Source organism: Saccharothrix sp. DSM 118769, assembly GCF_052936295.1.
In genome coordinates this window covers 7,688,629-7,713,497 of the sequence record NZ_CP193627.1, presented here as the reverse complement: position 1 = coordinate 7,713,497, position 24,869 = coordinate 7,688,629, and the positions used below count along the sequence as shown (strand labels likewise).

Annotated in this window: 18 protein-coding genes; 11 read left to right on the top strand and 7 right to left on the bottom strand. The window is 73.5% G+C overall.

The window, feature by feature from the left end; translation table 11 throughout:
• Positions 1-147 precede the first annotated feature (147 nt).
• The 4 genes from ACRAKJ_RS32305 to ACRAKJ_RS32290 are packed head-to-tail and all read left to right on the top strand — an operon-like array spanning position 148 to position 4,762.
• Positions 148-1,503, top strand: a complete 1,356-nt coding sequence (locus ACRAKJ_RS32305) for an extracellular solute-binding protein (protein ID WP_438926230.1) — start codon at positions 148-150, stop codon at positions 1,501-1,503.
• Positions 1,503-2,372 carry an ABC transporter permease subunit gene (locus ACRAKJ_RS32300; protein ID WP_438926229.1) on the top strand — a complete coding sequence of 290 codons (870 nt, stop codon included), beginning with the start codon at positions 1,503-1,505 and terminating at the stop codon, positions 2,370-2,372. Before ACRAKJ_RS32305 ends, ACRAKJ_RS32300 begins: the two co-directional genes overlap by 1 nt.
• The gene (locus tag ACRAKJ_RS32295) at positions 2,369-3,208 is read left to right on the top strand and encodes an ABC transporter permease subunit (RefSeq protein WP_438926228.1); all 840 of its coding nucleotides are present in this window, start codon (positions 2,369-2,371) and stop codon (positions 3,206-3,208) included. Before ACRAKJ_RS32300 ends, ACRAKJ_RS32295 begins: the two co-directional genes overlap by 4 nt.
• Positions 3,209-3,235: 27 nt before the next feature.
• Positions 3,236-4,762, top strand: a complete 1,527-nt coding sequence (locus ACRAKJ_RS32290) for an alpha-amylase family glycosyl hydrolase (RefSeq protein ID WP_438926227.1) — start codon at positions 3,236-3,238, stop codon at positions 4,760-4,762.
• Between the two features lie 136 nt (positions 4,763-4,898).
• On the opposite strand, the gene ACRAKJ_RS32285 is transcribed toward ACRAKJ_RS32290, so the two are convergent.
• Both ACRAKJ_RS32285 and ACRAKJ_RS32280 read right to left on the bottom strand, forming a co-directional pair.
• Complete coding sequence (locus tag ACRAKJ_RS32285) at positions 4,899-5,570, bottom strand: LPXTG cell wall anchor domain-containing protein (RefSeq protein WP_438921952.1); 672 nt, start codon at positions 5,568-5,570, stop codon at positions 4,899-4,901.
• A gap of 93 nt (positions 5,571-5,663) precedes the next feature.
• Positions 5,664-6,359: a hypothetical protein gene (locus ACRAKJ_RS32280; RefSeq protein WP_438921951.1), complete on the bottom strand. Its 696-nt coding sequence runs from the start codon at positions 6,357-6,359 to the stop codon at positions 5,664-5,666.
• A 280-nt stretch (positions 6,360-6,639) separates the two neighbouring features.
• On the opposite strand from ACRAKJ_RS32280, the gene ACRAKJ_RS32275 reads away from it, so the two are divergent.
• From ACRAKJ_RS32275 to ACRAKJ_RS32265, 3 genes are read left to right on the top strand one after another with little or no spacing between them, the layout of a single operon-like run.
• Positions 6,640-7,539, top strand: a complete 900-nt coding sequence (locus ACRAKJ_RS32275) for an ABC transporter permease subunit (RefSeq protein WP_438921950.1) — start codon at positions 6,640-6,642, stop codon at positions 7,537-7,539.
• Entirely contained in the window at positions 7,539-8,291 is a 753-nt protein-coding gene (locus ACRAKJ_RS32270; RefSeq protein WP_438921956.1) for an ATP-binding cassette domain-containing protein, read from the top strand. Before ACRAKJ_RS32275 ends, ACRAKJ_RS32270 begins: the two co-directional genes overlap by 1 nt.
• 28 nt (positions 8,292-8,319) lie before the next feature.
• Positions 8,320-9,273, top strand: a complete 954-nt coding sequence (locus ACRAKJ_RS32265) for an ABC transporter substrate-binding protein (RefSeq protein WP_438921949.1) — start codon at positions 8,320-8,322, stop codon at positions 9,271-9,273.
• A 5-nt stretch (positions 9,274-9,278) separates the two neighbouring features.
• On the opposite strand, the gene ACRAKJ_RS32260 is transcribed toward ACRAKJ_RS32265, so the two are convergent.
• From ACRAKJ_RS32260 to ACRAKJ_RS32250, 3 genes are all read right to left on the bottom strand, one after another.
• The gene (locus ACRAKJ_RS32260) at positions 9,279-12,686 is read right to left on the bottom strand and encodes a TM0106 family RecB-like putative nuclease (RefSeq protein ID WP_438921955.1); all 3,408 of its coding nucleotides are present in this window, start codon (positions 12,684-12,686) and stop codon (positions 9,279-9,281) included.
• Positions 12,687-12,766: 80 nt separating this feature from the next.
• On the bottom strand, positions 12,767-13,981 hold the full coding sequence (locus ACRAKJ_RS32255; RefSeq protein WP_438921948.1) for an aKG-HExxH-type peptide beta-hydroxylase: 1,215 nt from the start codon (positions 13,979-13,981) through the stop codon (positions 12,767-12,769).
• Positions 13,978-15,099: an FxsB family cyclophane-forming radical SAM/SPASM peptide maturase gene (locus ACRAKJ_RS32250; protein WP_438921947.1), complete on the bottom strand. Its 1,122-nt coding sequence runs from the start codon at positions 15,097-15,099 to the stop codon at positions 13,978-13,980. The genes ACRAKJ_RS32255 and ACRAKJ_RS32250 overlap by 4 nt, the downstream gene beginning before the upstream one ends.
• 165 nt (positions 15,100-15,264) lie before the next feature.
• On the opposite strand from ACRAKJ_RS32250, the gene fxsA reads away from it, so the two are divergent.
• The 4 genes from fxsA (at position 15,265) to ACRAKJ_RS32230 (ending at position 21,570) form a co-directional block, all read left to right on the top strand.
• Entirely contained in the window at positions 15,265-15,432 is a 168-nt protein-coding gene (fxsA, locus tag ACRAKJ_RS32245) for an FxSxx-COOH cyclophane-containing RiPP peptide (protein ID WP_438921946.1), read from the top strand.
• Positions 15,433-15,601: 169 nt separating this feature from the next.
• Positions 15,602-19,336 carry an FxSxx-COOH system tetratricopeptide repeat protein gene (gene fxsT / locus ACRAKJ_RS32240; RefSeq protein WP_438921945.1) on the top strand — a complete coding sequence of 1,245 codons (3,735 nt, stop codon included), beginning with the start codon at positions 15,602-15,604 and terminating at the stop codon, positions 19,334-19,336.
• 43 nt (positions 19,337-19,379) lie between these two features.
• Complete coding sequence (locus tag ACRAKJ_RS32235) at positions 19,380-20,345, top strand: hypothetical protein (RefSeq protein WP_438921944.1); 966 nt, start codon at positions 19,380-19,382, stop codon at positions 20,343-20,345.
• Positions 20,346-20,376: 31 nt separating this feature from the next.
• On the top strand, positions 20,377-21,570 hold the full coding sequence (locus ACRAKJ_RS32230; protein ID WP_438921943.1) for a hypothetical protein: 1,194 nt from the start codon (positions 20,377-20,379) through the stop codon (positions 21,568-21,570).
• Positions 21,571-21,579: 9 nt separating this feature from the next.
• On the opposite strand, the gene ACRAKJ_RS32225 is transcribed toward ACRAKJ_RS32230, so the two are convergent.
• Both ACRAKJ_RS32225 and ACRAKJ_RS32220 read right to left on the bottom strand, forming a co-directional pair.
• On the bottom strand, positions 21,580-23,862 hold the full coding sequence (locus ACRAKJ_RS32225; protein ID WP_438921942.1) for a hypothetical protein: 2,283 nt from the start codon (positions 23,860-23,862) through the stop codon (positions 21,580-21,582).
• The gene (locus ACRAKJ_RS32220; protein ID WP_438921941.1) at positions 23,859-24,812 is read right to left on the bottom strand and encodes an ATP-binding protein; all 954 of its coding nucleotides are present in this window, start codon (positions 24,810-24,812) and stop codon (positions 23,859-23,861) included. Before ACRAKJ_RS32220 ends, ACRAKJ_RS32225 begins: the two co-directional genes overlap by 4 nt.
• Between the last annotated feature and the right edge of the window lie 57 nt (positions 24,813-24,869).

Genomic DNA, 24,869 nt, shown 5'->3' with positions numbered 1-24,869 from the left:
AGCCGGGCCCTTTTCGTGCTGCGCTCAGGGGCGTAGCTTACGAGATGATGTCGTGACTTTGCGAAATTAAGTAGACATCTTGCGGAGACATGTTGGCCGGACCTACCGTGTGCGCCACACCACACCCGAGGGAGAGGGTCCGCCCCCATGAACTCATCCAGCCTTCGCAGAGCGGCGGGGCTGCTGCTCGCGGGCAGCCTGGGCCTGACCGCCGTCGCGTGCTCGTCGGGCGGCGGGGAGACCTCCGCCGGCGGCAAGGTCACGATCACGGTCAACGGCCAGCCGCCGCAGACGCAGGCGTTCGAACGCAAGATCTTCGACGAGGACGTGGCCGAGTTCGAGGCCGCCAACCCCGACATCGACATCGAGCCCCGCGAGGGGTTCATGGACCCCAAGACGTTCTCCGCGAAGCTCGCGGGCGGCCAGCTGGAGGACGTGTTCTACGCGTACTTCACCGACCCGGCGAACCTCATCGCCCGCCGCCAGGCCGCCGACATCACCGAGTACGTCAAGGACGTCCCGCACTACGACGCGATCCGCCCCGAGCTGCGCGAGGTGTTCGGCAAGGACGGCAAGGTCTACGGCGTCCCCACCGCGAACTACTCGATGGGCCTGCTCTACAACCGCGCCCTGTTCAGCCGGGCGGGCCTCGACCCCGACCGCCCGCCGACCACGTGGGACGAGGTCCGCGAGGCCGCCAGGAAGATCACCGCCCTCGGCGGCGACGAGGTCGGCTTCGCCGAGTACTCCAAGAACAACCAGGGCGGCTGGCACTTCACCGCCCGGATGTACTCGGTCGGCGGGCGGATCGCGAAGCAGGACGGCGACAAGTGGGTCGCCGACTTCAACGACGACAAGGGCAAGGCCGTCCTCCAGCACCTCAAGGACATGCGCTGGACCGACAACACCATGGGCGAGAAGCAGCTCCTGGTCATCGAGGACGTCCAGCAGATGATGGGCTCCGGCCGGCTCGGCATGTACCTGGCCGCGCCGGACAACGTGCCCACCCTGGTCAACCAGTTCAAGGGCGACTACGCGGACTACGGCCTGGCCGGCATCCCCGACGGCGAGGGCACGCTGATCGGCGGCGAGGGCTACATGGTCAACCCCGAGGCGTCGCCGGAGAAGATCAAGGCCGGCCTGAAGTGGGTCTCCTGGAAGTTCCTCAACCCGGACCGCTTCGAGAAGAACCTCCAGCGCTACAAGGACCAGGGCCAGCCCGTCGGCCTGCCCGTGCCGCCCGTGTCCGACGTCTGGACCGGTGACATCGCGGCCAAGCAGACCGAGCTGAAGGAGAAGCTGGCGACCGTGCCGGTGGCGAACTTCAAGTCCTACGTGGACGCCACGCCCGCCGGGCGGATCGAGCCGCCGAACGCCCAGCAGGTCTACGCGATCCTCGACAACGTCATGCAGGCCGTGCTCACCGACCGCGACGCCGACATCGCCCAGCTGCTGTCGGACGCGGAGGCCAAGGTGAACCCCGTCCTCGCGCAGGTCAAGTGATGCGCCGCCGCGTCGCGGAGAACCTGACCGCGTACGGGTTCCTGTCCGCCGCGCTGATCTGCTTCGCGGTGTTCTCCTGGTACCCGATCGCGCGCGGGGCCGTGCTGGGCTTCCAGCAGGTCGACTTCGTCACCGACCCCGTCTGGGTGGGCTGGGAGAACTTCGAACGACTCTTCGCCGACCCCCTGTTCGCCACGGCGTGGCGCAACACCCTGCTGTTCACCGCGCTCGCGCTGGTGTTCGGCTTCGCGGTGCCGTTCCTGCTCGCGGTCGTGCTCAACGAGCTGCGGCACTTCAAGGCGTACTTCCGCCTGGTCGTGTACCTGCCGGTGATGCTGCCGCCGGTCGTGGCGGCGCTGATCTGGAAGTGGATGTACGACCCCGGCCCGGGCCTGCTCAACACCGCGCTGCGCGGGCTCGGGCTGGAGGGCGCGGCGTGGCTGGACAGCGCCGACACGTCCATGGTGTCCCTGGTCCTCGTGTCCACCTGGGCGAACCTCGGCACCGCCACGCTGATCTACCTCGCCGCCCTCCAGGGCATCCCCGGCGACCTGTACGAGGCCGCCGAGCTGGACGGCGCGGGCGTGTGGCGCAGGCTGTGGCACGTCACCGTGCCGCAGACCCGGTTCGTGCTGCTGGTCCTGGTGCTGCTGCAGGTCGTGGCGACCATGCAGGTGTTCACCGAGCCGTACGTGATGACCGGCGGCGGACCGGAGGACTCCACGGTCACCGTGCTCCTGCTGCTGTACCGCTACGCCTTCTACTACAACGACTTCGGCACCGCGAGTGCCCTGAGCCTGTTGCTGCTGCTGGTGCTCGGCGCGTTCACCGCCCTGTACCTGCGCGTGACGCGGAAGGCGGACGCGTGAGGACGCTCATCGCGCCGGGGCGGTCGCGCGCCGGCTACACCGCTGCGCTCGTCGTCACCACCGTCGTGCTGACGGTCGTCTTCGTGGTGCCGCTGGTCTGGGTCGTGGTCTCGGCGATGAAGCCCGCCGTCGAGCTGGCCCGCGTGCCGCCGACGGTCCTGCCCGAGACGTGGGTGCCCGGCACGTACGCCGAGGCGTGGGGCCTGATGGACCTGGGCAAGTACTTCTGGAACACCATCGTCGTCGCGGTCGGCGTGTGGGCGGTGCAGCTGGCCGTGGACGTGCCCGCGGCCTACGCGCTGTCGCGGCTGCGGCCCGTGCTGGGCGGCGGCATCCTCGGCGCGATGCTGGTGACGCTCATGATGCCCGCGTCGGTGCTGCTGGTCCCGACCTACCTGACGATCGCCGACCTGGGCCTGCTCAACAACCCGCTGGCGCTGTGGTTGCTGGGCGCGGCCAACGCCTTCACCGTGTTCCTGCTCAAGCGGTTCTTCGACCAGCTCCCGGTGGAGGTGCTGGAGGCGGCGAGGATCGACGGCGCGGGGCAGCTGACCATGCTGTGGCGCATCGTGCTCCCGCTGTCCCGGCCCATCCTGGCGGTGGTGTCCATCTTCGCGGTCGTGGCCGCGTGGAAGGACTTCATCTGGCCGCTGCTGGTGTTCTCCGACCCCGCCCGGCAGACGCTCAGCGTCGCGCTGCAGCGCTTCGCCCCCGACACACCGGTCAACCTGCTGCTGGCGGGCCTCGTGCTCTCCAGCGTGCCGATGATCGGCCTGTTCCTGGTGTTCCAGCGCCACGTGCTCGCGGGTCTCACCGCGGGCAGCGTCAAGGGCTGAGCACATTCACCGAGGGAGGAAACCCACATGAACTGGTGGCGCGGTGCGGCCATCTACCAGGTGTACCCGCGCAGCTTCGCCGACGGCAACGGGGACGGGATCGGGGACCTCGCGGGTCTGCGCCAGAAGCTCCCCTACCTCGCCGAGCTGGGCGTGGACGCGATCTGGCTCAGCCCCTGGTACCCGTCGCCGCTGGCCGACGGCGGCTACGACGTCGCCGACTACCGCGACATCGAGCCGCAGTTCGGCACCCTCGTGGAGGCGGAGAAGCTGATCGGCGAGGCCCACGCGGTGGGCATCAGGATCATCATCGACATCGTCCCCAACCACTGCTCCGACCAGCACCCCTGGTTCCGGGAGGCGCTGGGGGGCACGGGCCGTGACCGGTTCTGGTTCCACGACGGCGACGAGCCGCCCAACGACTGGCAGTCCCGCTTCGGCGGTCCCGCGTGGAGCCGCACGCCGGACGGCGGGAGCTGGTACCTGCACCTCTACGCGGCCGAGCAGCCCGACCTGAACTGGACCAACCCGGAGGTGCGGGCCGAGTTCGAGTCGATCCTGCGGTTCTGGCTGGACCGGGGCGTCGACGGGTTCCGCATCGACGTCGCCGACGGCCTGGTCAAGGACTTCTCCCGGCCGAACGCCGAGACGCCGTACTCCGACCAGGACGGCGTGCACGAGATCTACCGCTCGTGGCGCCGGGTGCTCGACGAGTACCCCGACGAGCGGGTGTTCGTCGGCGAGATGTGGCTGCCCGACCCCGAGCGGTTCGCCCTCTACCTGCGGCCCGACGAGCTGCACTCGGCGTTCAACTTCGACTTCCTGTGCTGCCCGTGGGAGCCGGGGGAGCTGCGCCGGGTCATCGACGCCACGCTCGCCGCGCACGCCCCGGTCGGCGCGCCGCCCACCTGGGTGCTGTCCAACCACGACGTGACGCGGCACGTGTCGCGGATGGGCCGCGAGGACTCGTCGTTCGACTTCGGCCGCCGCCAGCACCTCACCCCGACGGACCTGGAGCTGGGCACGAGGCGGGCGCGGGCGGCGATCATGCTGACCACCTCGCTGCCCGGCTGCGTGTACGTCTACCAGGGCGAGGAGCTGGGGCTGGAGGAGGTCGACGACCTGCCCGACGAGCTGCGCGAGGACCCGGTGTGGGTGCGCTCCGGCCACACCGACCGGGGCCGCGACGGCTGCCGCGTGCCGATCCCGTGGGGCGACGGGGGCCCGTCGTGGCTGCCGAGGCCGGAGCGCTGGGGGTCGCTGTCGGTGGCCGCGCAGACCGGCGACCCCGGCTCGATGCTGGCGCACTACCGCGCGGTGCTGGGGCTGCGGCGCGAGCTGGACGCCCTGGGCGACGGCCCGATGGAGTGGCTGGACCTGGGGCCGGACGTGGTCGCGTTCCGCCGCGGCGACGACTTCGCGTGCGTGCTCAACCTGTCCGCCGGGCCGGTCGCACTGCCCGAGCACGACGGCGTGCTGCTCACCAGCGGTCCCCTGGCGGACGGGGGCCTGCTGCCCACCGACACCGCCGCCTGGCTGCGCCCGTCCCGCTAGCCCGTCCCGCTAGCCCGTCCCGCCGATCCGTCCCGTTGGTCCGCCGTCGTCCGGGGCTCCCGGACGACGGAGCCCCGGTCACCCCCCGCGGAAGGGGTGACCGGGGCTCCGGTGCTTCAGCCGCCGATCAGGTCGTTCAGCTGTTCGCCGCGCGCCGGCGCAGGAAGAACAGCAGGCCGGCGCCACCGCCGAGCAGCACGACGCCGATGGTCAGCGGCACGAAGACGCTCGCGCCCGTGCTGGCCAGCTCGTCCTCGTCGGCCACCGGCACGACCGCGACCGTGGTGGTCGTGGTGGTCGGCGCGGCCTCGGTCGTGGTCGCCGTGGTGGTCTCCGGCGTGGTCTCGACCGTGGTGGTCGTCGTGGGGAGGACCTCGGTGGTCGTGGTGGTCGTCGTGGTGGTGGTCGTGGTGGTGGTCGTCGGCACCTGCTCGACGCACGCCTCGGTCACCAGCACCGGGTCGGTCTTGTAGTCGTACTGGGTGCCCTTGTTGCCGTCGTACGCGTCGACCTCGGCGAGGATCGTGTGCTTCGCGTCGCCCTTGGCGACGGTGTACTTCTCCTTGAGCTGCACGCCGAACTCGACGGTCTTGAAGTGCTGCCCGTCGACCGTGATCTTGAGGTAGTTCGTCTTGCTGTCGGTCTTCGCCGCGTACTGGGTCAGGTCGACGTGGAGGACGGACTGGCCGTCCACGCACTCCGCGCTGAACTTCTTGTTGTGGGCCGACGCCGGCAGGGCGGTGAGGAGGGCGGTCGTGACGACGGCCGCGGCGACACCGAGGACAGCGCCGACTCTGGCGAGCTGCATTGATTGCTCCTGAGGGGAGGGCTGAGGAGAACGCGGTCACCCTATACGGGGACAGATAACGACCCGACTGGGGTATTGGTAACTACTGAACGTTTATATCGACCGTCTTCGAATCCCTTGTGGGCGGTTTCTGAGCCGTCGCCTGAGGACGATCAGCACCGCCGGGCCGCCGAGCAGCAGCAGGGCGCCGAGCGCGAGGGGGAGGACCACGTCCGCGCGGGTGACCGGCGGGCCGCTCTCCGCCGAAGCGGGCACCACGACCGCTTCCGGCCTGGTGGTGGGCCAGGTGAAGACGGGCGTGGTGGTGGTCGTCGTGGTCGTCTCCACTGTGGTCGACGCGGGCGTCGGCGGTGGCGGTGCGGGCGCCGGCGCGGGTGGCGGCTCGGGGGCCACCGCCGCCCCGGTGCCGGCCGGGGGAGGGGGCGGTGGCGCGCACACCGGGACCCGGTGCTCCCGGGTGAACGACCACCCCCTCGACCAGCGCGGGTCGTCCCACGCCCGGACCGTCACCCGGAACGCGTGCGGCGTCCGCCCGGTCCGGCTGAAGGACCTCCGGAACGCCTCGCGGAACTCCGAGTCCTCGATGGACCGGTCGTTGTCGACCACCTCGACGGTGTTGGCGCGCCGGCCGTCGTAGCCGCCCAGCCCGACGGTGAGCACCGCCCGGCCGTCGATGCAGCCCGCCTTGACCGCCGGGGTGTGCGCCCCGGCCGGCGCGGCGGTGAGCAGGCACGCGGCGACGACCGCCGCGACGCCCAGGGGTGCCCGGACGGCCCGTGCGAACTGCATGGCTGCTCCTGTGGACGGCGCGGCGGGGGTGTGACGCGGCGAGGGTGTGCAGGGGGGCGCACACCCCTGTACGGACGGCGGCCGTCCCGCGTTCACCTCGACCGCTGGTCGGTTCGGGTGACGGGGCGGTTTTGTCAACCACCCGTCGCCGCGGCTCAGCAGGTGGGCTTCCTTGTTCGGGCGTCGGCGAAGTGGCTACTTTCCTGCCGCCGCACAAACCGATCGCCGTCCGGGAGGCGCACCCGGCGCGAGCGGCTCACCCTCCCCGAAGGAACCCACCATGAGCGTGTCCGCACGTCCGCGCCCGCGCGCAGCCGACACCGACCCCCCACCGCCGGTGATCGTCCCGGCCCGTCACCCGTGGCGCTGGGTCGGCATCGCCGTCGTGCTCGTCCTCGCCGCCCAGTTCGTGCACGGCCTGGTCACCAACCCCGGTTGGGACTGGGCCACGTTCGCCCGGTTCGTCACCGCGAAGTCCATCCTCGACGCGGTCGTGGTGACCCTGGAGCTCACCCTCTACGGCACCGCGATCGGGTTCGCCCTCGGCATCGCGCTGGCCCTCATGAGGCTGTCCCGCAGCCGGTTCCTGGAGGCGGTGAGCTGGACCTACACCTGGGTGTTCCGGTCCGTGCCGCTCATCGTGCAGCTGCTGTTCTGGTTCAACATCTCCTACCTGTACGAGGAGCTGCGCTTCGGCGTCCCGTTCGGGCCGACGTTCTTCGGGGTCGACACGAAGGACCTGATCAGCCCCATGGGCGCGGCCGTGCTGGGGCTCGCGCTGCACCAGGCGGCCTACGCGGCGGAGATCGTCCGCTCCGGCGTCATCTCGGTCGACCACGGCCAGCTGGAGGCCGCCGCCGCGCTGGGCATCCCCCGGGCGCGCCAGTTCCGCCGGATCATCCTGCCGCAGGCCATGCGGTCGATCCTGCCGAACGCGACCAACGAGGTGATCAGCCTGTTCAAGGGCACCTCGGTGGTGTCCGTGGTGGCCATCGGCGAGCTGTTCTACCAGGTGCAGGTCATCTACGGCCGCAACGCCCGCGTCGTCGCCCTGCTCATGGTCGCCACCGCCTGGTACATCGCGCTGACCACCGTGCTGTCCATCGTCCAGCACTACGTCGAGAAGCACTACGCCAAGGGCGCGACCAGGCACGAGGAGGGGTGGAAGTGGGCGAGGTGATGGTCGAGCTGCGGGGCGTCCACAAGAGCTTCGGCGACAACCACGTGCTGCGCGGCGTGGACCTGGAGGTCCGGGCCGGCGAGGTCGTCGTGGTGCTCGGGCCGTCCGGGTCGGGCAAGTCGACGCTGCTGCGCGCGATCAACCACCTGGAGAAGGTCGACCGCGGCCTGGTGAGCGTCGACGGCGACCCCATCGGCTACCGGCGGCGCGGGAACAAGCTGCACGAGCTGCGGGAGCGCGACGTGCTCAGGCAGCGCACGCACATCGGCTTCGTGTTCCAGAACTTCAACCTGTTCCCGCACCTGACCGTGCTGGAGAACGTCGTCGAGGCGCCCGTGTCGGCGCTGCGGGAACCGGTGGCCGAGGTGCGCGAGAGGGCGCGCCGGCTGCTGGCGCGGGTCGGCCTCGCGGACAAGGAGGCCGCCTACCCGAGGCACCTGTCCGGCGGTCAGCAGCAGCGCGTGGCCATCGCGCGGGCGCTCGCGCTGGAGCCGAAGGTGCTGCTGTTCGACGAACCGACGTCCGCGCTCGACCCGGAGCTGGTCGGCGAGGTCCTCGACGTCGTCAAGGACCTCGCGCGCACCGGCACCACCATGGTCGTCGTCACCCACGAGGTCGGCTTCGCCCGCGAGGTCGCCGACACCGTGGTCTTCCTGGACCGCGGCGTCGTCGTCGAGCAGGGCCCGCCCGCCGAGGTCCTCGACGCACCCGCCCACCCGCGCACCCGCGCGTTCCTGTCCACCGTGCTCTGAGCCCACCGCGTTCCGAGGAGTGATCCCGTTGTCCCTCAAGAAGACCATCGCCCTGGTGGCCGTCGCCGCCCTGTCCCTGGCGGCGTGCTCGGACGCCGACGGCGCCGCCGCGGAGGACCAGGTCGTGTCCGGTGGCCGGGTGATCAACCTGAGCCCCGAGCAGAACCGGGTCACCGCCGCGAAGGTCGACGCCATCGCGGCCAAGGTGCCCGAGGAGTTCCGCTCGGGCGGCCGGCTCGTCGTCGGCGGCTCGGCCGGCACCGCCCCGCCGCTGCGCTTCTACGCCACCGACGACAAGACACCCATCGGCGTGGAGACCGACATCGCGGTGCTCATCGCCGGCGTCCTCGGCCTGGAGGCCCGGCTGGAGGTCTCGTCCTGGGAGAACCTGTTCGTCGGCCTGGACAGCGGCCAGTACCCGCTGGGCATCTCCAACATCACCGTCACCGAGGCGCGCAAGGAGAAGTACGACTTCGCCACGTACCGCCTGGACACCCTCGCGTTCGAGGCGAAGAAGGGCGGGACGTGGAAGGTCGCGGGGCCGGAGGACGTGGCGGGCAAGGTCATCGCCGTCACCTCCGGCACCAACCAGGAGAAGATCCTGGTCGACTGGAGCAACGCCAACCAGGCCAAGGGGCTGCCGGCGACCGACATCAAGTACTTCCAGAACTCGGCCGACTACTACCTGGCCCTGGAGTCCGGCCGCATCGACGCCTACCTGGGCCCGAACCCCACGTCGGCGTACCACGTGGCGACCTCCGGCAAGACCGAGGTGATCGGCACCTTCTCCGGCGGCGGCGAGGTGGTCGGCAAGATCGCCGTGACGACGAAGAAGGGCAGCGGCCTCGTGGAACCGGTGGCGGAGGCCCTCGACCACCTGATCGCATCCGGCAAGTACGCCGAGGTCCTCGACCGGTGGGGGCTGGCGGACGAGGCGGTCGAGAAGTCCGAGATCAACCCGGTGGGACTGCCGAAGTCCTGACCGACCTACGCGGGCGGCACCCAGGGGTGGGCCTCGGACATGAGGCCCACCATGCCCGACACCAGGCGGAGTTGGTCCACGTCGCGGATGTCGGCCTCCACCAGCCTCGGCGAGCAGATCACCACGGCGACGGCCTGCGCGCGCGACAGGGCCACGTTCAACCGGTTGCGCGACAGCAGGAAGTCCAGCCCGCGCGGCAGGTCCACGGCGGCGGAGGAGGTCATCGTGGTGATCACCACCGGCGCCTCCTGGCCCTGGAAGCGGTCCACGGTGCCCACCCGGACGTGCTCGTAGCCGTGCTTCTCCAGCTCGCGCCGCACCAACCGGACCTGGAGGTTGTACGGGGCCACCACCAGCACGTCGGAGTCGTCGAGGGCGCGCGCGCCCGCACCGTCCGTCCACATGCGACCCATGAGCGAGCGCACCACGTCCACGACCGCGGCGGCCTCCTCCACCGAACCGGTGGTGTTGTTCGAGTGCCGCACCGAGTGGAGGTACACACCGCTGTCCACACCGGCGATGCCGCGCGACGCCGTGCTCTCGTGCGCGCGCAGCAGACCGGCGTACGACAGGTTCGACACCGGCTCGCACACCGCCGGGTGCATCCGGCGCGTCTGGTCCAGGAAGTAGCCCAGCGACGGCGGCACCACGTCGGCGTCGCCGATCAGGTGGCCGAGCGCGGACGCCTCCGCGCCCGCCGGGTGCGTCCCCTGCACGACCTGGGGCAGCTGCTGCGGGTCGCCGAGCAGCACGAGGTTGCGCGCGCACGTGGACACGGCCAGCGCGTCGGCCAGCGCGAACTGGCCCGCCTCGTCGACGATCAGCACGTCGAACGGCTGCTCGCGCAGCGCCGCGTTCGCGAAGGTCCACGACGTGCCGCCGACGAGGTGGCCGCCGCCCTGGTCGTCGCGCCAGCGCACCAGCGCCGGGTTGTCGCGCGGCTGCTCCCAGGCGCAGTCGCGGGCCGGCGCGCCCTTGGCCCGCTTCGCGGTCGGGATCGGCACGCCCAGCTCGCGCCCGGCGGCCAGGGCCGCGGACAGCACGTTCTCCACCGCCTTGTGGCTGGTCGACGTCACGCCGACGCTGCGCCCGCCGCGGATCAGGTGGGCGATCAGCCGTCCCGCCAGGTACGTCTTGCCCGCGCCCGGCGGCCCCTGCACGGCCAGCGTCGAGCCGTCGAGGGCGTCCACGGCGGCGATCACGTCCGCGATCAGGTCGTCGGAGCGGGGCAGCGCGCCCGTGCGCAGGCGCGGCGGGGTGCGGCGGACCAGGTCGATCCCGGGGTGCGGCGGCAGCTCGGGCAGCCCGTCCACGACCGCGGCGGCCAGGTCGTGGACCGCCTCGTCCTTCGGGGTCGGGCGGACCGGGCTGCCCGGCAGCACGGCCACCGGCACCGCGCCGTCGACCGAGTCCGGCCCGGCGCTCTCCAGCAGCACGACGTCCTCGGCCGACTCGGCCACCACCACGGCGTCGCGGGTCGTGTTGGGCGTGCCGGGGTAGAGCAGGCGCACCTGGTCGCCGGCCGCGAACGGGTGCGGCCGGTCCGGGTCGCAGGCCACCGTGACCTGGCGCTTCGCCTTGCGCACCCGCCCCGACGGCATCGCCCAGTCCTCGGCGCGCACGCTCGTCCCCACGGCGCACGAGGTGTCGGCCTCCAGCTCCGGCAGGGGCGCGGCGAGCTGCCGGAAGAAGTCCCACCACGCCGGGTTGGTCTCGCGGCGGTGGTAGCCGACGGCGGCGGCCAGCAGCGCGCGGGCCCGCTCGTCGTCGGTGAAGTCGGCCGGGTTGTCCGGCAGCCCCTCGATCAGCGGGTCCACCACGGCGGCCAGCCGCTCGGCGCGCTCGGCGCGGCGCTGGGCCGCGATCTCGTCCTCGACCTCCTGGGTGAACGACGGCTCGGGCACGTGCGGCTCGATCCCCGCCTCGGCCCGCACCTCCAGCAGGAACCGGTACAGCCGCAGAGTCGAGACGCAGTCGTCGGTGTTGTAGTCGGCGATGCCGGTCAGGACGTCCTCGGCGCGCGCCGGGTCGACGTCGCGCAGGGACAGGAACTCCTCGTACGCCTCGATGCTGGACACCGCGTTCTTCACCTCGCCCGTGCGGGCGCCGGGCATGTAGAGCGGCTCCAGGTACTTGATCGAGTACGACCGCTGCGACACCCGCAGCGCCTTGCGCACCACCGAGTACAGGTCCACCAGCGCGCCCGAGCGCAGCAGGTGGTCGACGGCGTCCTCACGGGTGCCGTGCAGGGCGGCGAGCCTCTTGAGGGCGTTCACCTCGTAGGGCGCGTAGTGGTAGACGTGCGCGCCGGGGTGCGCCTCCAGGACGGCGGTCGCGTGGTCGACGAACCGCTCGAACGCCCGCTTCTCCTGCGGCCGGGTGTGCGCCCAGAACGGGGTGAACGCGGCGTCCGCGTCGACCACGCCGAACAGGTACTCCAGGCCCTCGCCGTCGAGCGCGAACGGGTCGCCCTCCATGTCGAAGAACAGGTCGCCGGGGCTCGGCTCGGGCAGCGCGGCCAGCGCCTCGGGCGCCACGACCTCGTAGGCGACCTTGCCGACCGGGTCGTCCTCGGTGCGCGAGTCGTCCTGGATGACCTGCAACGCGGCCTGCGCGCGCAGGCCGGCGAACGTGGCGGCCGACATCGTGGCCGGCTTCTCCAGCCGGGTGGCGTTGGCCAGCGCGTCGATCGTGCCCAGGCCCGCCGCGACGAGCTTGCGCCGCTGGTCGGAGCGGATGCCCGCGACCAGCGACAGGTCGCGCGCCCGCTCGCGGCCGGTGGCGCAGTGCCGGGCGAAGCGGCACGTCGCGCACGCCGGGCGCTCGTCGTCCCACAGGCGGGCGGGCAGCGCGGCCGGTCGCGCCAGGCGGGCCGTCAGCCGGTCCCGGAGGTCGCGCACCAGCGGCAGGAAGTCGCCGACCCGGAACGCTCTGGTCGTGCCGTCGCCGAGCAGCAGGTGCATCGAGGGCCCCGCCCGGTGGCCCAGGGCGTCGGCGTACGCGGTGAGCTGCACGACGGCGGCCGGCGTGGCGTGCCGGGCGAGCTTCGCGTCGTGCGGCTCGTAGCCGTGCGGTCCGGCGACCAGGAAGTCGGCGCGCCCATGGAAGCCGTCGGCGTAGAAGACGCCCTGGTAGACGACGGGTGCGCCGGCGTCGAGGGCCCGCGCGGTCAGCGCCGCGGCCTCGGTCAGCGCCGCGTGGGTCGGCGCGGGCTGCGGGATCTCCACCACGTCGTGCTCCGCGCGGAACCGCTCCAGCACGGCCTGCTCGTGCGCCAGCCCGTGCCGCGCGGCCAGCAGGCCCTGCCGCTGGTCGGGGGCGGGCGCGCCGGGCACGCCGAGGGCCAGGGCGTGCGAGAGGGTGCTGCGGTGCCCGCACTCCAGCAGGTCCACCAGGTCCGACGGGGAGTGCACCAGGTGGCCGTCGGCGGTGAGCATGGCGGCGAGTATCTCCGCCGGACGGGTGAACTCGGTGGATCACGTCCGGCGCGTCGTCAGGTTGTGTGCACGGCCTCTGCGTGCACGGCCTCTGCGTGCACGGCCTCTGCGTGCGCGGCCTCCCAGCGCGCCCGGTGCCTGCGCGCCTCCTCCCGGGCCGCGGCCAGCACCGGCGCGGGCAGCGGCTCGGCGGCCCAGGCGCGCAGGACCTCGGCCACGACCTCGGTGAACCGGGTGCCGGTGGGCGTCAGCTTGCCGCCGGCCAGCAGCGTCTCGGCGCCGACCAGGGCCGCCGAGCGCCAGCGCGCGTACTCGGCCTGCGCCGCCGCACCCGGCCGGTCCCGCCAGAACCCGGCCACGGCCAGGTGCGCGTACGTGCCGTGCAGCAGGCCGACGGCGGGGCGCGGGTCCTCCCGCCACGGCGCGTAGAACCGGGCGTCGCGGTCCGGCACGACCAGCGGGAACAGGTCCATCAGGGCGCCGAGCTTGCTGTGCTGCGCCTCGTGCGCCAGGGTCACCGCCGCCGTCTCGGCGTCCGGGGGCAGGGACAGGAACACGCAGCCGAACGCGTCGGCCGGGGTCGCGCTGCTGGTCCCGCCCGGCGAGGACGGCACGGGCGTCAGCACCGTCACCACCTCGGCGACCTCGGCGGCCAGGGCCGGGTGGTCGCGGGACAGCAGCTCCCATGCGCCGGTCACGCGGTCGTGCCACCGGGCCGCGTCGGGCGCGGGGTCGGCGGTCAGCCCGGCGGGCACGCCGCCGCCCGCCCACGGGTCGAGCTGGGGGGTGAACGCGCCGCTCCCCACCACGGGCAGCGGTTCGTGCGCCAGCCCCGGCCCGACCACCACGCCCAGCGACGGCAGCGACACCACGTCCGCCGGCGGCAGCGGGAGGTCCGCGGGCAGCCCCGCGCGCACCGCCGCGGCCACCGCGGCGAACGCCAGCTCGGCGGGCGCGGCGGGTTCGCCGCGGTCGAGGGCCACGGCGGTGCGGGTCGCCCACGCGCCCACGGAGGGGTGGTCGAGCACCCGCTCCACGGCGGCGGGGGCCACGCGCCCCACCTCGCGCAGCAGCTCGTAGGCGGGCCGCGCGTCCGGGTGCGCGGCGATGGCGCGGACCATCAGCAGGGTCCGACTGCGCCGCGCCCGCCGCAACGCCCGCACCGCCACCCCACCGCCGCCCCTGGCCAGCGCGGTGAAGTCGGCGCTGGAGAGGCGGAACGGCGCGACCGTCACGCCGGCCCCGACCGTCACGCCGGCCCCGACCGTCATGCCAGCACCGCCAGGTCCGCCGCCACCCGCGACCGCACGTGCCCGATCAGCGCGGCCAGGTCCGGGCAGTAGACCGACGGCCGGTCGAAGCCCGCCCCCGCCCGGTACCGGTGCGCGCGCAGGCCCCCGCCGCACACCCGCACCACCGGGCACCGGCGGCACGTCGCGGACAGCCCGGCCAGCCCCGCGCGCCCGGCCCGCACGTCCGGCAGGTCCAGCGCCGCGTCGAACGGGTCGCGCGCCACGTGCAGCCCGGTCGCGGCGGCGTCGGGGGAGGAGGACGCGAGGATGTCGGACGTCTCCACGGTCCCGTCCGTCTCCACCACCAGCTGACCGGACGGGCTCAGCCCGATCCCCTCCACGCCGGAACCGCCGCCGAGCAGCGCGGCCAGCAGCTCGTCGAACACCCTGACCCGCGTGCGCGGCTTCTCGTACCAGTGGTCGAAAAGCGTCGACAACCACTTCGCATAAGGCGTTCCCGGCGCGTCCGGCGCACGGTCGGGAGGCGGCGCGGACCAGTTGCCGTGCGGCAGGAGGAAATCGAGCACGGGCGGTGCGAACGCCATCAGCGACTCGTAGGTGCGCACGGGATCGTTGCGCACGTCGACGACGCACAACACCCCCGCGTACACCTCGGGGAACTCGCGCAGCAGTTCCAGCGCCGACCGCACCGCGGCCCAGCTGCCCGTGCCGTCCGGCCGCACGCGGTGCCGGTCGTGCGCCTCCGGCGAGCCGTCCACGCTCACCCCGACGCGCACGCCCAGGTCCGCGAACAGCGAGCAGAAAGCGCGGTCCAGCAGCGTCCCGTTCGTCTGCGCGGTGAACCGCACCTCGGCGGGCACGACCTCGCGGAACTCCGCGACCAGCGAGGAGATCGCCCGCCTCCCGGCCAGCAGCGGCTCGCCGCCGTGCAGCACGACGTCCACCGACGCCAGGCCGTGCGCGCGCACGTGCTCGGCGACCCGGGCCGCGGCGTGCCGGACGACGACGGGCGACATCGCGCGCGGCCGGTCGCGCCACCTCTGGTCGGCCAGTTCGTAGACGTAGCAGTAATCGCACGCCAGGTTGCACCTCCCGTGCACCTTCAGCACGAACTGGCGGAACGGCAGCGCGGCCATCAACCCCCCGATTCCCGGCACCCCCACGAGCAATCAAACACAGGCCGCCCGGTCCTGCCTCCGCCAATCGGTGGATTCAGGGCGACCACCGTTGCCGTTCACTACCATGGGAACCGCGGTGCCGACGCTGGACCCGCAGCACTGCGGTGAGGGGGTACGCCGGAAATGGATGGGGAACCCGTTCTGGAGTCCGAACTGCTGGACGTCACGGGCATCGACCTCGCGCGGTTGGCCGAACTGCCCGACACCGCGCTGCGCGCCGCGCTGCACCGCATCCTCGCGGAGAACGCCGAGCTGCCGAACCGGTACGCGGCCTTCGAGAGCGCCCTGTGAGCACGACCCGCCCCGTGAGCACGACCCGCCCCGTGAGCACCCCTCGCGTCGCGGGCACGCCCCGCGCCGCGGTCGCGGCCGTTCGGGTGAACCGCGGCTGACCCGCGGGCGCGGCGCCCGCGTTACCGGTATCCCCAGGTCTTCCTCCCGCCCGCCCGTGGAGCAGTAGATGAGCAGTCCCCGCACCACCCCGGCCCACACCGGGGTCACCGCCTTCCTCTCGGCGACCGGCGGCACCGGGCGCACGAGCGCGGTGGCGAACCTGGCCTGGGTGCTGGCCACCGCCGGGCAGAAGGTCCTGGTCGTGGACTGGGGCTCGGAGGTGCCGCGGGTCCGCGAGTACCTGGAGCCGTTCCTGGTGGCCCGCACCGCGCTGCCGGACGCGCTGGGCCGCGGCCTGCTCGCCGCCTACCGCGCCGACCCGCTGCGCGACGAGGACCCGTTACCCGGCGTGGAGCGGTTCGCGCCGCCCGCGGGTGAGCAGCCCGCGGGCTGCATCGACGTGGTGGCGCCGATGCCGACCGACTCGGCGGGCCGCCCGCGGCCCGAGCAGCGGCACGGCGACGCGGGCGCGATCGCCGAACTGCGCGCCCGGCTGATCGAGTCCGACTACGACCAGGTGCTGATCGACGCGCCCACCGGCGCGGGCGACGAGTCGCTGACCCTGATCGCGACGCTGTGCGAGCTGGCCGCCGTCTGCTTCCGGCCCCGCCCGCGCGCCATCGCCGACGCCGCCGACCTGGCCGCGCGGCTGCGCAAGCGGGCCCCGATCCGGATCGACCTGGTGCCGGTGGCGACCCTGTTCGACGACGCGGACGAGCTGTCCCGCGCCCGCCGCATCCGCTCCGCCATCCACGCCGCGTTCGCCGAGCTGCTGGCCGGCCAGGCGAAGCGGGTGCCCGACGGCGGCACGGTGGAGATCCCGTACCGGCCGTTCGACGCGTTCGACCCGCTGCTCGCCATCCTGGTCGAGGAGCCCAGCGGCGGCGGTGGCCTGGAGACCCAGTACGGCAGGCTCGCCGCGGCGGTGACCGCCGGCGAGGTGACCGGCGTGGCGCCGGTGCCGCCGGTGCTGCGCGCCCGCTACCGGCGGGTGTTCGGCCTGACCTCGACCACCGAGCCCGACCGGGTGGTCCTGGTGCACGCGCCCCGTGACCGCCCCTGGGCCGACTGGGTGCGCGGCCAGCTCGAACGGGCCGGCGCGCAGGTGCGCCGGCCCGGGGACGCGGCGGGCTGGTTCGCCGACGACGTGCCGCCGGGCGTGGTGGTGCTGTCCTCGTCGCACCTCGGGCCGGTGGCGCTGCCCGACCGGCCGCTGACCGTACTGCGGCTGCTGCTGGACGAGGACGAACCGGCCGGCCGCGGCGCGCTGTCCGTGCACGAGCACACCCCCGAGGCGCTGGGCGCGCTGCTGCTGAGCCACTTCGGCCTGATCGACCGGCCCGGCACCGTGCACGACGCGGTCATGCGGGTACCCGGCGCCGTCCCGGCGGTGTTCGACCTGCCGCCCCGCCACCCCGCGTTCGTCGGGCGCGACGAGGACCTGGAGGAGCTGCGCGACCGGTTCACCGAGGCGGGCGACGAGCGGGTCGTGGTGACCGTCAACGGCGTGCCGGGCGTCGGCAAGAGCGAACTGGCCCTGGAGTACGCCTACCGGTTCGCCTCGGACTACTCGGCGGTGTGGTGGTTCGCCGCGCACGACCGGCAGTCCGTGCTGGGCGGCCTCGCCGACCTGGCCTCCCGGCTGCACCAGCCCGGGTCGACCGACTACGGCACGCTCGCCGCGCTCGACCGCCTCGCCGGCGACCCGGCCTACGCCCGGTTCCTGCTGGTCTACGACAACGCCGACGACCTCGACCTGATCGCCGACCTGCTGCCCGGCGGCGCGACCGGCCACGTGCTCGTCACCTCGGGCCCCGCGCCCGGCCCGGCGGTCGGGCTGGTGCCCATGCGCGCCGACGACAGCGCGCGGCTGCTGCTGGACCGGGTGCCCGGCCTGGTCCCGGCCGACGCGCACCGCGTCGCCGACGCCGTCGAGCACCTGCCGCTGTCGCTGGACCTGGTCTCGTCGTGGCTCGGCGAGGTCACGCGGACCGAGCTGGGCGCGGGCTCGCGGGACGCCGACGCCGCCGCCTGGGCCGTGCGCACCCTGTTCGAGCACCTCGACCGGTCCGACGAGAGCGGTGTGGCGCGGGTGGTCGACCTGGCGGTCGGCTCGCTGCGCGACAGCGCCACCGGTCGGCTCGCGGTGCTGGTCGCGCAGCTGTGCGCGTTCCTCTCGCCCGAGGGCGCGGACCTGGGGCTGGTGCGCTCGCCCGCGTTCCTCGGCAGGCTGGTCGCCGCGGGCGGGGTGGACGCGGAGCCGGTGGAGCTGGACGCGGGCGAGATCGACCGGGTCCTGTGGCGCGGCGCGCGGTACGGGCTGTTCCGCGTCGACTGGGGCGACCAGTACTCGCTGCGGCTGCACCGCGTGGTGCAGCGGGTGCTGCGCGGGCGGATGGACCCCGAGGAGCGCGCGACGCGGCAAGCCGACGTGCTCGCCGCGCTGGCCGCCCTGGCGCCGACCGAGGTGGAGGACCGGTCGCCGACCCGGGCCGCCCGGTTCGCCGAGCTCCAGAAGCACGTCTACCCGTCCGGCGCGCTGGACAGCACCGACCCGAAGGTGCGCCGCTGGCTCGTCAACCAGGTCCGCTTCCTCTACACCGACGGCGGCACGGGCGTGCGGCGGGCCGCCCTGGAACCCGGCCACCGGCTGCTCGACTCGTGGACCGAGCGGTTCGGCCCGGCCGACCCGCTGCGCAACCGGCTCGCCGCGCAGCTCGCCAACGTGCACCGCGTCCTGGGCGAGCCCACCCGCGCGCTGCGGCTGGACGACCTGGCGCTGGCCCAGCAGCGGCGCGCCCTCGACCTGACCCACCCGCAGCCGCTGATCACCGCCCGCGGCCGGGGCGGCGACCTGCGCGGCCTCGGGCTGTTCGCCGAGGCGCTGGCCGAGGACCAGGCCACCTGGGACGGCCTGCGCGCCGTGCTCGGCGACGACCACCCGGACACCCGCCGCGCCGCCAACAACCTCGCCACCTCGACGTTCCTGTCCGGCGACGCGGCCGGCGCGCTGCTCCTGGAGGAGGACAACTACCGGCGGCGCAAGCGGCTGTTCGGGCCCGGCGACGCGCGCACGTGGACCACGCTGTCCCGGATCGGCGTCTACCAGCGCGAGCTGGGGCGCTACCCGGAGGCGCTGGAGTCCCTGCTCACCGCCTCGCAGCAGTTGCAGAACCTGCGGCCGGAGCTGAACCAGACCCAGGTCGGCGTGCGCTGGGACTACGCCATCGCGCTGCGGCTCGCGGGCCGCGCCAGGGCGGCCAAGGAGCGCACCGGCAAGGCGCTGCGCGACTACCGCGAGGTCCTCGGCCCCCACCACCCCTACACGCTCGGGTGCGCGCTGAGCTTCGCCGCCGACCACCGCCGCGTCGGCGGCGACCCGGAGCTGGCCGTCGAACTGGCCCGCACCGCGCTCGACGGCTTCCGGCGGCACGTCGAGCTGCCCGAGCACCACCCGTTCACCGCGCTGTGCGAGCTGGGGCTCGGCCTCGCGCTGCGCGCCACCGGCGACGCGCCCGGCGCGGTCGAGCACGTGGCCGGCGCCGCGGCGACCCTGCGCGAGCGGCTCGGCGACACCCACCCGTGGACGCTCGCCGCCGCCGTCGACGAGGCCCGCGTGCTCGCCTCGGCGGGCGAGGCCGACCGGGCGGCCGAACTGGTCGCCGAGGCGCACACCGACTGCCTGGAGTTCCTCGGGCCGGACCACCCGCACACCGCCGTGGCGGCGCACAACCTGCGGCTGGCCGCGCAGCCGACCGACCAGGACTGGCGGGAGTGCGATGTCGACGTCCCGCACACGTGAGGCCGGCGCACCCCGCGCACCCCGGCCGGCAGGAGGGAGCAGCGTGGAGCTGTACGAGGAGGAGGCCGAGCACCTCGGCCCCGAGTTCGACACGACCCGGCACGCCTGCCGCGCGGCGGTCCTCCGCAGCCCGGCGCTGCACTACCTCGCGCACTACAGCAGCGGCGTGTTCGACTTCGGCGTCGACGTCCTCGGCGACCCGGCCCCCGCGCCCGACGCGCTGCCCGGCGGCACCCGCCGCGAGGAGCTCAAGCGGCTCGGCAGGCACCTGGCGTTCCAGGTCACGAGCCTGGACCGGGCGTTGCAGGAGGTGCGCACCGGCCGGCTCATCCGCACCGTGCTGCACACCGAGGAGGGCGCGCTGTTCTGCGACGCCGTCGTGCCCGGCGAGCACGTCGTCGGCCTGGTCCTCGACCACGCGGGCGCCGGGCCGCTGTTCGGCCACCCCGCCGTGGACGAGGCCGACCGCGCCGTCGCGGACCTCGCCACCCGGCTGCGCGCGGACCTCAGCCTCGGCTCCCTCAACCCCGGCGGCTGGGCCACCGCGGACGACGTGGCGCCGCTCGCCGAGGAGGACGAGGACGCCGAACCGCACGTCACCGTCGGCAACGGGCCGCTGACCGCGTGCGTGGAGGCGGTGCGGGCCCGCGACCTGCACCTGGTCGCGCACGTCGTGGCGGGCGAGGTCCGCACCATGGTCGACTGCCTGGGCGACCCGTCCCTCGCGCCGTTCTTCACCCAGGTCGGCGTGGAGGCGCGGCGGCGGTTCTACCACGGGTTCGCGCAGGAGCTGGGCACCCTGACGACCAAGCTCAACCGGGCGGTGAGCCCCGTCGTCGGCGGGCTGCTGCTGCGGTTCGTGCTCGACGTCGAGATGGGCGGGGTCTTCCACTACCGGCTCGGCCCCGGCGAGCACCTGGTCGGGGTCACCCTCGACCAGGCGAGGCTGAGCGGCGCCGACGACCGCATGTCCGCGCTCGCCGTCGAACTCACTCCATCCGGTCCTTGAACGCCCCCTGATCCCTCTTTATCGTGTCGATATGACGCCCGCGGTCCGTTCGGCGGCACTCCTGGCCGCTCTCGGTGCGGGCTGGCTCGTCGCGGAATCGTTCGCACTCCGTGAAGTCGACCGGTCACCGGTGTACGCGTTCTTCATCACCGCACTTCTCGGGTTCGGCCTGTACGCGAGCACCAGTGGAATAGTCATCGCGGAATTCCGCCGGCAGTTCCGCACGGTCGTCGTCGCGGTGACGCTGGGCGTGCTCGCCAAAGTCGCGTTGATATTCGGCGCGGTGTACTTCGTGTTCCGGCAACCGGAGCACCTGGTGCTCGCCGTGGCGGTCGCGCAGATCGACCCGCTGTCGGTGGCCGCCGTGCGGGCCAAGTCGCGGATGTCCGACTCGGCCAAGGCGCTGCTGGCCGCGTGGGCGTCGTTCGACGACCCGATTACCGTGCTGCTGACCGTGTACCTCACGGCGTACGCGCTGCGCGGCGGCGCGGTCGGCGGCGTCGGCCCGTTCGCGGCGGACCTCGTGCTCAACCTCGCCCTGGCGGGCGTCGCGTTCATGCTGTGGACGCTCGTGCGCCGCCGCGTGGAGGCAGCCGAGGTCGGTCGCCGGGCGGTCCGGTACGCGGTGCGCGCGGTGATGGTCGTGGCGGTGCTCGCGATCGGGTTCGTGGCGGTGCAGCAGTCGCTGCTGCTGGCGCTGGCGCTGCTCGGCCTGTTCTTCCGGCCGAACCTCGGGCGCTGGGTCGACGGCCTGGCCGAGGCGGGCATGTTCGCCGCGACCGCCGCCGTCGGGCTGGTGCTGGCGGGCGAGTTCGCTTGGGGCCTGGCCCTGGTCGGCGTGGTGCTCGGCGCGGCGGCGTTCGGCGCGCAGGCGCTGGTCGCGGTCGTGCTGACGGTCCCGGCGCGGTGGCGCGGCGACCGGACGAGGCTCGCGCTGGGGCAGCAGAACGGGTTGACCGCGATCATCCTGGCGCTGCTGCTGGAACCGGCGTTCCCGGGCGCCATCGCCGTCGTCGCGCCCGCCGTGGTGGTGGTGAACCTGCTGCACGCCGCGTCGAACGGCCTCTACGACCGCTTCCGGCCGCCGGTGGGGGAACCCGTGCGCGAGCCCGCCGCACCCGCACCGGCACCCGCGACGCGTCCCGCCGTGCCGCGCCCGGTCGCACCGCGCGCGGCCGTGCCGCGTCCCGCGCCCGTCGTCCAGCGGGTCGAACCCACCCCCTGAGCGGTCACCTCACAGGTGCGGCGCCCGCAGCACCGCCCGGCGCACCCGGGGGCTGAGGTTGCGCAACGCGTCGTGCACCCGCGTGCGGCGCGTGCCCTGGTTGACCTCGGTCACGACGCCGCCGGTCCGCCCCGACCACGGCGGCAGGTCGAACAGCGGGTTCAGCGCGAACAGCGGCAGGAACTCGGCGATGTCGTCGTAGATCCCGCACAGCGCCTCCAGCCGGTCCTCGGCGTCGTCGTCGCCGGACGCCTGGTACCACTGCGCCACCGCCGCCCGGAACGCGTGCACGGCGCGCTGCGTGAACACGGCCTGCGCCGCGGCCCGGGTGAACTCCGGGGTCCGCAGCCGCCGGTGCACCGCCTCCTGCGTCCCGGCCGGCGCGAAGTCGAACGCCTCCTGGAACATCGCGTCGACCTGGGTCAGCTCCTCCAGCGCGTCCAGCGCGTCCCGGAACAGCCGCTCCACCTCGCCGGGCAGCCTGCCCGGGGTCGCGCGCTCCGCCGAGCCGGCGCCGGTGAGCAGCGCGAGCTGCCGCTGGATCGCCCCGAGCTGCCGGTCCGACGAGGTGCGCACGCCGTCCACGTGCTCGGCCAGCTGCTCGATGAACCCGTAGATGCTCGACTGCTGCCGGTTGAGCTGGTCCATCCGCTGCCGCAGCGCCGACATCGGGTCGCCGCCGGCGGCCGTCCGCCTGCCCGTCGCGCCCACCAGCGCCTTGAAGTCCTCGGCGAACGTCCGCTCGACGTACACCAGGGGCTCGTGGCCGAGCAGCTCGTGCAGCTGGATCGCCACGCCGTCCGCCACCACCCCGTTGACCAGCAGCACCAGCTCGGCGTCCGGCTCGGCCTCGCGGACCGCGGAGATCCGCCGCATCACGGTCGCCACGTCCGCGTTGTCCAGCAGCGACCGCGTCACGACCACCGCGCACCCGCCCTCGCGGTCGGGGAAGGTGACCCAGAAGTCGACCAGCGAGTCCTCGCCCGCGCCGAGCAGGTGCCGGCGCAGGTAGTCGAGGCCGTTGGCGTCGAGCAGCCGCCGCACCACGCCGTCCACGTCGTCGGAGCTGAGCGAGCCGAACAGCTCCCGCGCCGCCTGCCGCACCATCTCCTCGGTGACCTGGACACCCGGGTCGCCGGTGGCGCGGGCCAGGTCGTCGGCCATCCGGAACACCCGGTGGCACAGCCGGATCACGTTGCGGGCGTTGCCGCGCGCGATGTCGCGCAGGTAGCGGGCCGTGTCCACGGTGAACGGGGCCAGCTGCCGGGTGCCGAACACCGGTTCCTGCGCCAGCGTGATGAACTCGCGCACCTCGCCCTGGCTCAGCCCGGACATCACCACGGTGAACGGGATGCGCTGGCGCACCGCGGGCGGCAGCACGGACAGGAAGTCCGGCAGCCCGCACAGCACCAGGCACGCCCCGGCCCGGGCGAACACCTGGAGCATGGTCTGGAACGCGGCCATCGTGCGCTTCCGCGGCCTGCTGTCCGCGGAGAAGATCTTGTCCAGCTCGTCGACCGCCAGCACGAACCGCCGCTGCCTGCCGCCGAACAGCAGGGCGAACACGCCCATCGCCTCCAGCGCGGCGACCTCGGTGTCGATCGGCGTGGTGATGCCGCGCTCGACCAGCACCTGGTCCGGCGCGCCGCCCAGCAGCCACGACCACACCGAGTGCTCGAAACCGGGGCGCAGCAGCAGGGTGAGCGCGGTGCCGAAGCCCTTGTCGTCGGTGACCTCGCGCAGCGTGTCCTGGACCTTGCGCAGCAGCGCGCTCTCCATCAGCCCCAGGCGCTCCACGACCTCCTGCGGCTCCAGCTGCCTGCTGCCGAGCCACTCCAGCGTGTCGCTGGTCAGCCCGGTGGACTGGAGGGCGTCCGCGACGATGTCCGCGTAGTACTCGCTGACCTGGGCGCGCACCCCCGCGCGGCCCAGCTTCTGCATGAACCGGCGGTACAGCTCGATGAAGCTCTCCGCGGTCGCGTCCAGGTAGAGCGCGTGGGTCGGGTCGGCCAGGGCCTCCCGGGCGTGCCGGACCAGCCGGACCGCCAGGTGGGTCTTGCCCGTGCCGTAGTCGCCCAGGACGGCGAGCACGGTGCCGGAGCGGTCGCGCGCCCCCCGGTCCGGCCGGTCCTCCAGGTAGGACGTCAGGTGCGCGAGGGCCTGCCGCGCGGCGTCGGTCGTGATCGCCACGTCGACCGCCTCGGGGTCGGCGTCGAAGTCGGTGATCCTGGCGACCGCCATCGGCGAGAAGGGGTTCTTCCGCGGGGGCGGGAGTTCGCTGCTGCCGCTCATGGCCCAATCCCCAGTCCGTTCCGGGACTTCGAGTTGAAGAACGCCCTGATGTCCTCGACGGAGACCAGGTCATCTTCGGTGTAGCTTAGCCCCGAGTCGAGTTTGTGCTCGTAGGTGCCGTGCAAAAATCTCTGGAGCATCGCGACCGATTGGCACAGGTTCGCCACGAATGTGATCGCGTCATCGCTCATCCGCGGATAAATTCCCACGTCCGCGTGACGTGACAGCCGGTCCTCGGTGAATCGCCGGGCGTCACCGGGGGCGAGCGGCCCGACGTGGAGCACGATCGGCGGGACCCACGTCTCCAGCTGCCGCACGACGTCCGCCACCTCGTCCGGCCCGAAGAACGCGGACTCGGTCAGGAACAGGACCTTGGGGCTGCGCAGCACGCGGGCGTACCGGATGACCTCGTCCACCAGCTCGTTGGGGCTGGGCAGCAGCAGGACGAGCGCGGTGTCCTCGCGCAGCGACCGGCCCAGGCGCGGGAACACCCGGCGCGGCACGTCCCGGTCGGCGGCCAGCCGCCCCTCCGCGCCGGGCCGCAGCGCCTCGTGGTCCACCAGCAGGTCGAACAGCTGGTCGCACACCTCGACGGTGCGCTGGTCGATGGACAGCTCCTGGTCGGTCGGCAGGCACCCGGTCAGGTCGGCGACCACGCCGCGCAACCCCTGGTCGGCCAACCGGGTCACCACCCAGTCCGCGCACCGGTTGACCAGTGCCGTCTTGCCGCAGCCCGACTCGCCCGTGACGAGCACCAGCCGGCCGTCCTCCAGCAGGCCGGTCAGGTCGCCCATCCCCTGCCGGAACTCGCGGAAGGCGTCCTCCGTGCCGTCGACGGGCACGTAGTAGTCGCGGTGCGCCCGGCGCTCCCAGGGGCGCAGCGGGCGCATCGGCGTGCCCTCCCAGCCCGGCAGCGGGAACGGGTTCACGGGGCGGGGGGCGGTCACCACGACCGGACCCCGCGCGGCTCGCCCTCCATGCCCACCCCCGTCGCCCCGCGGCGGCCC

Bases quoted from the DNA above. Each gene is read 5' to 3' on its own strand.
- ACRAKJ_RS32280 (WP_438921951.1), bottom strand. From the start codon at position 6,359: ATGCAGTTCGCACGGGCCGTCCGGGCACCCCTGGGCGTCGCGGCGGTC.
- ACRAKJ_RS32285 (WP_438921952.1), bottom strand. From the start codon at position 5,570: ATGCAGCTCGCCAGAGTCGGCGCTGTCCTCGGTGTCGCCGCGGCCGTC.
- ACRAKJ_RS32300 (WP_438926229.1), top strand. From the start codon at position 1,503: ATGCGCCGCCGCGTCGCGGAGAACCTGACCGCGTACGGGTTCCTGTCC.
- ACRAKJ_RS32275 (WP_438921950.1), top strand. From the start codon at position 6,640: ATGAGCGTGTCCGCACGTCCGCGCCCGCGCGCAGCCGACACCGACCCC.
- fxsT (WP_438921945.1), top strand. From the start codon at position 15,602: ATGAGCAGTCCCCGCACCACCCCGGCCCACACCGGGGTCACCGCCTTC.
- ACRAKJ_RS32270 (WP_438921956.1), top strand. From the start codon at position 7,539: ATGGTCGAGCTGCGGGGCGTCCACAAGAGCTTCGGCGACAACCACGTG.
- ACRAKJ_RS32305 (WP_438926230.1), top strand. From the start codon at position 148: ATGAACTCATCCAGCCTTCGCAGAGCGGCGGGGCTGCTGCTCGCGGGC.
- ACRAKJ_RS32230 (WP_438921943.1), top strand. From the start codon at position 20,377: ATGACGCCCGCGGTCCGTTCGGCGGCACTCCTGGCCGCTCTCGGTGCG.
- ACRAKJ_RS32225 (WP_438921942.1), bottom strand. From the start codon at position 23,862: ATGAGCGGCAGCAGCGAACTCCCGCCCCCGCGGAAGAACCCCTTCTCG.
- ACRAKJ_RS32290 (WP_438926227.1), top strand. From the start codon at position 3,236: ATGAACTGGTGGCGCGGTGCGGCCATCTACCAGGTGTACCCGCGCAGC.
- ACRAKJ_RS32250 (WP_438921947.1), bottom strand. From the start codon at position 15,099: ATGGCCGCGCTGCCGTTCCGCCAGTTCGTGCTGAAGGTGCACGGGAGG.
- ACRAKJ_RS32255 (WP_438921948.1), bottom strand. From the start codon at position 13,981: ATGACGGTCGGGGCCGGCGTGACGGTCGGGGCCGGCGTGACGGTCGCG.
- fxsA (WP_438921946.1), top strand. From the start codon at position 15,265: ATGGATGGGGAACCCGTTCTGGAGTCCGAACTGCTGGACGTCACGGGC.